General features: G+C 38.0%; 7 protein-coding genes and 1 pseudogene. 2 read left to right on the top strand and 6 right to left on the bottom strand.

Translation table 11 applies throughout. From position 1 onward, the window contains the following. Nucleotides 1-484 precede the first annotated feature (484 nt). Together JHD79_RS22050 and obgE are read left to right on the top strand one after the other, a co-directional pair. A complete protein-coding gene (locus JHD79_RS22050; RefSeq protein WP_199121525.1) occupies nt 485-1,054 on the top strand; it encodes an adenylate kinase in 570 nt (189 codons plus the stop codon). 181 nt (nt 1,055-1,235) lie between these two features. Next, a complete protein-coding gene (gene obgE, locus JHD79_RS22045; protein ID WP_199121524.1) occupies nt 1,236-2,231 on the top strand; it encodes a GTPase ObgE in 996 nt (331 codons plus the stop codon). Nucleotides 2,232-2,277: 46 nt separating this feature from the next. Here obgE and JHD79_RS22040 read toward each other — a convergent pair whose 3' ends face one another. The 6 genes and pseudogenes from JHD79_RS22040 to JHD79_RS22015 all read right to left on the bottom strand — a co-directional run. Beyond that, nucleotides 2,278-2,832: a WcaF family extracellular polysaccharide biosynthesis acetyltransferase gene (locus JHD79_RS22040; RefSeq protein ID WP_199121523.1), complete on the bottom strand. Its 555-nt coding sequence runs from the start codon at nt 2,830-2,832 to the stop codon at nt 2,278-2,280. After that, nucleotides 2,825-3,397, bottom strand: coding sequence for an exosortase Y (gene xrtY, locus JHD79_RS22035; protein WP_199121522.1), 573 nt, complete (start codon nt 3,395-3,397; stop codon nt 2,825-2,827). Before xrtY ends, JHD79_RS22040 begins: the two co-directional genes overlap by 8 nt. Next, on the bottom strand, nt 3,390-4,247 hold the full coding sequence (locus JHD79_RS22030; protein ID WP_199121521.1) for a glycosyltransferase family 2 protein: 858 nt from the start codon (nt 4,245-4,247) through the stop codon (nt 3,390-3,392). Before JHD79_RS22030 ends, xrtY begins: the two co-directional genes overlap by 8 nt. A 15-nt stretch (nt 4,248-4,262) precedes the next feature. After that, complete coding sequence (locus JHD79_RS22025; RefSeq protein WP_370583372.1) at nt 4,263-5,435, bottom strand: XrtY-associated glycosyltransferase XYAG1; 1,173 nt, start codon at nt 5,433-5,435, stop codon at nt 4,263-4,265. Between the two features lie 101 nt (nt 5,436-5,536). Next, entirely contained in the window at nt 5,537-7,495 is a 1,959-nt protein-coding gene (locus JHD79_RS22020; RefSeq protein ID WP_199121519.1) for an amino acid permease, read from the bottom strand. A 569-nt stretch (nt 7,496-8,064) separates the two neighbouring features. Beyond that, nucleotides 8,065-9,309 (bottom strand): annotated as a pseudogene (locus tag JHD79_RS22015) (M3 family oligoendopeptidase); the annotation flags it as partial. Nucleotides 9,310-9,426 lie beyond the last annotated feature (117 nt).

The following is a 9,426-nucleotide window of genomic DNA, read 5'->3' as shown; positions in this document are numbered from 1 at the left end:
CTTTCAATGCAAAGATAAAAGCCTTTAGGGCAACATCGAGAGGCGTAAGGGATATTAAGTTTTTCTTATTCAGATTATCGAAAATATATGCCTAGAGTTTAACTCCCCCAACTTTTCCGCTTGATCCGCTAAAATTGCCTTGTCGTACCATTCAAGGCAGATGTGAAAACTGTTCGGATCTATTTAGCCTATAAGCTTAGGGGCTGCTTTATATTGAATAAAAGAAAAATATGAAATATGAAGCCTTCTTAAGTCATTCTACCTAGAAAAATAAATTTATAATTTATATATTTGCGACCTCAAAAAAGCACAATATTTTAAGTCGTGGTTAAAGTATAAATAAATGAATGCCATGATTTTATTGTTTTGGAGAAACAAAATGTAATTAATTGCTTTATCACAATCTAGTAACACGATAGATAAAGTGTTTTTTCTAATAAAACAAGGTATAAAACCAAGTTTTAAAATAAAGATAGATACTTAAATGCTTAATTTAGTTCTCTTTGGCCCTCCGGGTGCAGGCAAAGGCACCCAATCTCAGAAATTAATTGATCACTATCAGTTAGTACACATCTCAACAGGCGATTTATTTAGAGCTCACATCAAAAGTCAAACTTCTTTAGGTCAACAGGTAAGCAAATTGATTGCTGACGGCGAATTGGTGCCAGATAGTATTACCATTGCTATGTTGGAGGAAGAAGTAGACAAAAACAAAGAAGCGAAAGGTTTTATCTTTGATGGTTTTCCGCGTACAGTGCCCCAAGCAGAAGAACTAGATAAGTTTTTAGCAGGTAAAGGGGCCAAAATTAACGGTGTAATTGCTTTAGATGTAGATCAGGAAGAGCTTACGCGTCGTATTGCTGAGCGCCATAAAATTAGTGGAAGACCTGACGATGATGCCGAAAAGCTAAAGAAACGCATTAGCGAATATTTTAACAAAACTGTACATGTACTGCCTTATTATGAGAGTCAAGGAAAGTTGGCCAAAGTAAATGGCATTGGAGAGATCGAAATCATTTTTAATGATCTTTGTACAGTAATTGACCAATACTAAAAATAACCTAATTATAAACATCCGCAAAGTACAGTTTGTTATTTTTGCGGATGTTTCTTTTTATATCGATTTTCGTTTGTTATTAGATAAAAGCATTGTATTGCGTAAAAGACTTGGTCTTAACAATACCATAATTTAACCATTAAACAATCGTAATTCGTAAACTAAATTCGTAATTCAAATGTCTCAAGGTTCAAATTTTGTTGATTATGTGAAAATTTGCTGTCGTTCTGGAAAGGGCGGGGCAGGTTCTGCACATCTACACCGCGATAAGCATACTGCAACAGGTGGTCCCGATGGTGGAGATGGCGGCAGAGGTGGACATATTATATTGAAAGGTAATGCTCAGTTCTGGACTTTATTACATTTGAAATATCGTAAACATATTATTGCCGAAGATGGCCAAGGTGGTAGCAGTGGACAGAAGTCGGGCAAGAATGGAAAGGATGAAGTTTTAGAAGTACCCTTAGGTACTATTGCGCGCAACGCTGAAACTGGTGAGGTTTTATTTGAAATTACCGAAGAAGGAGAAACCAAAATCTTAACAGCAGGTGGTAGAGGAGGCTTAGGCAACTGGCATTTTAAAACACCAACCTTGCAAACGCCCCGTTTTGCGCAACCTGGAGAATCTGGAAAGGAAGAATGGATGGTACTGGAATTAAAAGTACTGGCCGACGTAGGATTGGTAGGTTTTCCAAACGCTGGTAAATCCACCTTGCTGTCTGTATTGTCGGCAGCAAAACCAGAAATAGCAGATTATCCTTTTACCACCATCGTTCCAAATCTTGGCATTGTTTCCTATCGAGATTCAAAATCTTTTGTAATGGCCGATATTCCAGGAATTATTGAAGGAGCTTCGAAGGGGAAAGGGTTAGGTTTTAGGTTTTTAAGGCATATTGAACGTAATTCGGTACTGTTGTTTATGGTACCGGCAGATACCAGTAGAACCGTTTCTGAAGAATATGAAATCTTAAAGCGTGAGTTGGAAGAGTTTAACCCAGAATTGATGCAGAAACCCCATGTTTTGGCAGTCACTAAATCAGATCTGCTAGATGAAGAGCTAAAAGAAGAGATGGAAAAGGAGTTGCCTAAAATTCCATACATCTTTATTTCATCTGTAGCGCAGCAGGGTTTGGTTGAACTTAAGGATATGCTTTGGAAAGCGATCAATGAATAAGGAACAAAGAGCAAAGAATAAGGAATAAAGATTTGGTTATTATTAGTTAACCAGTAATTACCCTTTCTTTAACTTTTATCGCTGGGTTTCCTTGGTAGATGCTGTAGGCTCCTAAATCTTTTGTAGCAATAGATCCAACCGTAAGTACAGCATGGGTTCTTACTGTAATACCCGGACAAACGGTGGCATTAGCACCAATCCAAGCGCCTTCTTCTAAGTTAATTGGTTTGGTGATGAGGTCAAAATGCACTGATTTATAATTGTGGTTTCCGGTGAGTAGCATCGCTTTTTGTGAGACACAAACATTGTCACCAATATTTACCTCAGCCAGATTTTCTATCCTACATTCGGCTAGCCAAGAATAATCGCCTATACTTAACTTCCATGGATAATGTATATATATGCCCGGTTTGATGCGTACATTTTTACCTATTTTGGCGCCAAAAGACCTGAGTACAAAGACAATGATGTTGCTAAATGGAATAATGCCCGAACGGATAAAAACAACACTGGTAAAGTACCACAACAATATCTTCAAAGAGGAGGCACCGTTGTCAAAGTCTTTTTTGTCGAAATCTTTTTTAAGTTGTGTTTTAAGCATTTTCTTTTCTTACAGAATATCTTATCCAAAGATAGCAGCAGATGGCCAATAGAAGATAGATAAGGGTATTAAAAATCGTATGATGGTCTAGGCCAAAAAATGTATTGTATCTTTTCCAATAGAGCGATATGAGTACAAATCTTGCGATGTTTGCTATTTGTATCCATATAAGGCCCATAATCATAAAGCCAAACCTGCTTTTGAAAGGACTTGGAAATGAAATACAAAAAGCCACAAATGCACTCATTATGCCATAGCCCAAACAAGAGTAAACAAGCTTAAATCCAGCCCTCCCAATTACCTTTAACTGTATTTCATTGGTCAGCACCGTATGGCCAAAGTATCTCAATATTTTCGCAGTGCTTTCTATTGAAAAAGACCGCCACCACTTGATATAGTTGAGGTGTTCATCTAGAAAAGGTACATATAAGCCACCTTTCGAAGTAATGCCGATATAGAATTCATTGAAATAGTTGAGTATAAGATAAGTCCCTATAAATAAAATGATGAATTTTATATAAGGGTTGGCCCATGTATTTTTTAACTTTTGTGAGGTGCTAGTCATGATTTTCTTTCAGTTTTTCTTCAATTTTAACATCAACAATTAGCCTAAACCAAAAACCTTGTAGAAAATGAAATAATATACCTATTCGCCCATCCAAAATGCCTAATTGAAAGGTCATTCTATAGCCAAAGTATATGAATGGTCTTATTCCACGTGGTAATTTCCACCATATTTTTTTAAAAAAAGCCATTCTTTGGTAGGGATCTCCAAAAAGATTTGGTTTTATGGTTTGCGTTCTTAATTGTTGGAGACGTTCTATTTCTTCATCAGCCACCAAATCACTATATCGATTATGTTTATTGATCCAAAAGCTGATTTCGTTTTCCTTTAGGTTCTCCTCAAGTATATGACCTTTTTTCCAAATAGCTGTATTTCCAGTCACTACAAAACGATGGTCCATATTCTCATTGGTATCAGAAAAGCCAATTCCTGTACGAAACATTTTTAATAAATATTTAGGATAATAACCACCAAATCTAATCCACTTGCCTTTAAAAAAGTTCTTTCGGTTGAAATAGATACCGTTTACATTTTGATAGGCCTCACTTTTAAAATTAGCGAGTAACTCAAAAAGTTCTGGGGTTATAATTTGATCTGCATCTAGCCCGATAGTCCAAGGGGCAGATACGTCAAAGTTTTTAAGTGCAAAATCCCATTGTTTGGGGTGGTTTTCGAAAGCATTGTATTTAACAATGGCCCCAAAATCTTCAGCAATCTTTAAGGTATGATCTGTACTGCCAGAATCTAAAATAAAAACTGATGCATTTAATTCGGCGATAGAATTAAGTAAACGAGGAAGATGTTGTTCTTCGTTGAAAGTAAGTATGATAAAGCTAAATTCGGGGATCATTACGTAAAGGTAATATTAATCGAGAGTGTTATACATATTGATATAGCTGAGACTTAATTCTTGATCATCAAAATCTTTCTCGATTACAGATGGAGCATTACTTCTAATCACATCTCTTTTGAATTTTTCGGTATAAGATAGCTCTATCGCTTTTATAATTTCTACGGATGTAGGCGGCGTAACCCAACCCAAATTATTCTCTATTACATAATCTGCTAAACCAACTTCATCGCTTAGCAAAACTGGCGTGCCCATGGCCAAACTTTCGATGACCACATTGGCAAAGTTTTCATTATAAGAGGTCAGTACCAGTAGATCATGTTTGGCAATCAGATCAAATTTGTATTGGTTTTCTACATGACCTAACCAATTTACCTGATCCTGAACATTTAATTTTGTAGCTAATGATTGCAGACTTTGAATGTAAGCTGTATCTCCAGTTCCTGCGATAGAAAGCTGGTAGGGAATAGCAATCTTTGCCAACGCTTCAAAAAGTAGTTCCAATCCTTTTTTTTCTTCAATTCTTGATAGGAAAATTAGTTTGTAGGAATTTGGTTCGCTTTCGCTGGATGGTTCAGTATTTGACAGATTTTTGCCAGCTGAATATTTTGGGAAACGTACAAAGTTAGGTATTACAGTGATACCATTTACCTCGCTAGTCTGTTTCACGTCTCTTTGTTCTTTTTCACTAGTGGCATGAATGTGGCAATATTTTAATAATTGTTTACCCAAGAAAAAATGGATACCATCTTTGAATTTAGAATTACGATTATTTAAACTGTAATTAGTTAGCATCCCTCTGGGAGATAATACCACCTTCACCCCATGTAGTTTTGCTACCAAGCAAGAAAAAATAGAAACTAAATTCCACCAGGCATGGATATGGATAACAAGTTCCGGCTTTGGCGTTTGGCGTTTAGTACTTTTAATCTCTTTGTGCAAAAACCAAAGAAGTGATGGAGAAAAGTGTATATGATCTTTTGTCCAGCGCTTAAAGTAATAAACTTTTACGTCATCTACCAATTGCTCTTCACCAGCGGGTACATTTAATTCTTCTTTCCCATTTGCTGTGGTTGCGAGTACAGTAATATCTTGCCCAGCTTTTGTCAATTCTTCACATAGTTTAGAAACAGACATAGTTGGTCCGCCGTATATATAGGCAGGTTTATAAGCCGCGCAGATTTGAATGATTTTTAGTTTGGCAGTGTTCAGGATATAGGGATTAGGAATCAGTTAATATTAAGAGATCAATAATCAAGATCAAAATACCATAAGAATTGTAAAATGAACTAGTGAGCCAATGAACTATTTTCTTCTTTAGACAATTTACTGTGTTTATATCCGTATGAAAAATATACAATAAGGCCAACTAATAGCCAAATACCAAAACCAATCCAATTGCTAATACCCAATTCGCACATCATATATAAACAGCTAATTAAACCTAAAACAGGGATTAAAGAAAGATTTTTGGTTATACAGAAATAAGTGATAACCAGACAGATGAAGAAGAAGATCCACATGGGTATCTTATGTTTGAACAGGGACCATCCACTTTCATACTTTAGGTGATAATCAATAACTGATTTGGCTATAAAGCTATCATACTGTTCGGGGCTTAAGTTATTTAAATAGGCTTCTGCATCTATCTGTTTTCCCTGCAATACCACTGGACTTGCACTAATCTCATTCTTGACTATCTGGAGCTCCTCTTTGTTTAGAGAAGTAATGAAAGCTACAGGACTATAAACTTTTGTCTCATTGGTAATAAATGCAAGGGTTTCTTTCTTATAGGTAGTAAAAGCAACAAATAGGGCCCCAACCAAAACAACAGGAATAATGTATTTGGAATTGACATAAGGGATTTTAAATTTTCCGCGTTGTACATCGGGCCTGTTCTGTAAGACCAATACGCCAGCACATACCAGTACAAAAGCAAATAAGGTGCCTATAGAACATAAATCTGTTACTATAGTTAAGTTCATAAAGAGCGATGGGATGGCCACTACAAAACCCACTACAATTGTTGCAAAATAAGGGGTTTTGTATTTAGGATGGATTTTAGAGAAAGAGGGAGGCAATAAACCATCACGGCTCATGCTCATCCATATGCGTGGCTGACCCATTTGAAAGACCAGTAATACACTGGCCATCGCAAAAACAGCACTAACAGCAATAATTCCACTCATCAGTTTCAGGTCAATTTGATCAAAAACAAATGCCAACGGATCGCCAACGGCTAAGGTGTCATATTTTACGATACCGGTTAATACCAATGCTATGGCAATATAAAGAATGGTACAGATGATGATGGCCCACATCATTCCCCGTGGCAAATCTCGCTGCGGATTTTTACATTCTTCGGCCGTAGTAGAAATGGCATCAAAACCGATATAGGCAAAGAATACTGCCGACACCCCTTTTAATACGCCGGAAACCCCATTTGGGGCAAAAGGGTTCCAATTATCTGTATCTACATAAAAAACACCAACAGCCAAAACCAATAGGATAACGGCTAGCTTGACCACTACCATGGCATTACTGGCATTTCTGGATTCTTTCATGCCACGGTAAACTAGCCATGTGATGAAGATGATAATACCTAAAGCGGGGATGTCTGCCACAAAATGGAAGCCACCCAACTGCGGGGCAGTGAGCCATGCATTATTCGCAATACGCGTAGCACTATCTAAATTGGCCATGCTTTTTCCCGCATTTAAAAGCGCTTCGGCATGCTGATGTCCATTATAGGCCGACAAATAATCCATGGTTGCCCAATCTGGTACATGGATGCCATTAATGCCCAATGCCGGTATTTTTATGGAAGACAGTAGACCGGTAAAGTAATCAGACCAGGAAATGGCTACCGTAATGTTACCAATAGCATATTCCATAATCAGCGACCAACCTATAATCCAAGCAATCAGTTCACCAAATGCTACATAAGAATAGGTATAGGCACTACCTGAAACAGGCACCATTGAGGCAAACTCGGCATAGGCAAAGGCAGCAAAACTACAGGCAATTGCCGTAAATATAAATAAGAAGATTACCGCTGGACCTCCATCGGCACTGGCCTTGCCAATGGTACTAAATATTCCTGCACCAATAATGGCCGCTATACCGAAGGCGGTAAGGTCTCTTACACCTAAAGTTTTATGTAGCGATACATCATGGTCGCCGTAACCTTTTGCTGCATCGGCCAATATTTTGCTAACGGATTTTTTTCTGAATAGATTTTTGAGCATGCACTATGGTTTGTTTGATTGTATCTCCAAACTTAAAAAAATAAAAGCGTTTTTCGTTATAGTGAGTTTATTGAATTTTAAGCCATCTAAGACACCTGCGGACATTTAAGTCTTAGGAGCTTTTATTATTCAGGCATAATAAAATACTCTTACGGTACACTATCCCTACTTAAACCCTAGCTTTCGTTTACTTCGACTTTGCCGTCATCTCGACGATGTGCAACGAGGAGAGATCTGTTTGTTCTTTTGCCGTTCCTTTTGTTTTCAGCTTCTGCTTTTAATTCTGTAGTGCTACTAGGTTGGGGATTTCTTACATACGTTCGAAATGACGTGTTGGGGTTGGTCGGAATGATCGTGCTCGTCTTTTGCACTTCCCTGTTTTGCCATTCACTTACTTCTTTCCATAAGTCGTTCCACTGTGGATTTACTTCTGAAGTGCTACTAGGTTGGGGATTTTGCTTCGCAGCTACTTGGTGGTCTCCTCCTTCGATCGTCGAAATGACGTGCTGGGTGCTCTTAAATGAGACACTAAGTAAACTCACAACTCTTAACCTTCAACTCTCAACTATTTACCCCAACTTCTCCAGTTCTTCCTTTACAAAAGCAGCTAATTCTTTGACATACGTATCACTGAAATCGAATTTAATCCCTGCAGTTTCATAAATTTCATTCATGGGTTTGGTATAGCCAAGAGAAAGTGCTTCTAAATACTGGCTTAAACCTTTTTCTGGGTTTTCCTTATAGTTTTTCCATACGGCAATAGCACCTAGTTGCGCAATAGCGTATTCGATATAATAGAAGGGCACTTCGAAAAGATGCAGCTGTTTTTGCCAAACATTACCAAATGGGGTTTCATTGTCGGTCCAATCGGCAAAGCCGGCACCAAATCGAGTGTAGATTTGTTTAAAGGCCGTTTCTCGATCTGCCGCATTGTGATCCGGATTGGTATAAATCCAGTGTTGAAATTGATCTATTACGGCTACCCAAGGCAAGGTTTTTAATACATCTGCCAGTTGTTCTTTTTTAGCCCTGTTCAGTTCTTCTTCATTATCAAAATAAACTGACCATTGATCCATAGAAATCAGTTCCATACTCATTGAGGCTAGCTCTGCTACTTCAGATGGACAATGTTTAAAGTCATTGAGTTCAAGATTAGCCGTTAGGAAGGTATGTATAGCATGTCCCCCTTCATGTACCATAGTGGTTAGGTCGCGTAGCGAATTGGCAGCGTTCATAAATATAAACGGCGCACCCGTTTCGGCCAAAGGATAGTTGTAACCTCCAGGAGCCTTGCCCATGCGACTTTCTACATCAAAAAGGTGATTGGCTTTCATGATGCTAAGTTTCTCCCCTAAAGATGGATGGATCGCATTAAAACAGGCTATGGACTTGTCGATCAGTTCTTCACCATTATTAAAGGGCTTTAACATCGGTTTACCACTGGTGCTTACTTCTAAATCCCAGGGTTTTAGTTCGGCTAAACCTAGCGCTTCTCTACGTTTTTCAGCTTGTTCTTTTAAAATAGGGACAATTTCTTTTTCTATGGCTTCTGCAAAATCATAGCAATCTTTAGGGGTATAATCGAAACGGCCCAGGGCTTGGAACATGTAGTCACGATAGTTCTCAAAACCGGCATTTAAGGCTACTTGGTGGCGTAATTTCACCAACTCATCAAAAAGGATGTTCAGTTCATCTTTATCTACCAATCTTCTTTGTTGAATAGTTTCCCAAGCTTGCTGACGAACCGTTCGATCTGTATCCTTTAGGAAATTGCTAGCTTGCTCCAAAGTATATTCTTGTCCGTTTATTTTTACTTATGGCTATCATCTTGAAGCGCCTATTGTGGCTACGGTAGAGCAGTTTTTAAGGGAAACGATAGCTTATTGGCGTTTGTGGATCAAGCACTCCTCTATAGCGGGTTTTTATCAGCC

It is taken from the genome of Pedobacter sp. ASV28, from assembly GCF_016428855.1.
In the GTDB taxonomy this organism is placed as follows: domain Bacteria; phylum Bacteroidota; class Bacteroidia; order Sphingobacteriales; family Sphingobacteriaceae; genus Pedobacter.
Note: the sequence above shows the minus strand (reverse complement) of the source record. Positions and strands in the feature narration are given on the sequence as shown.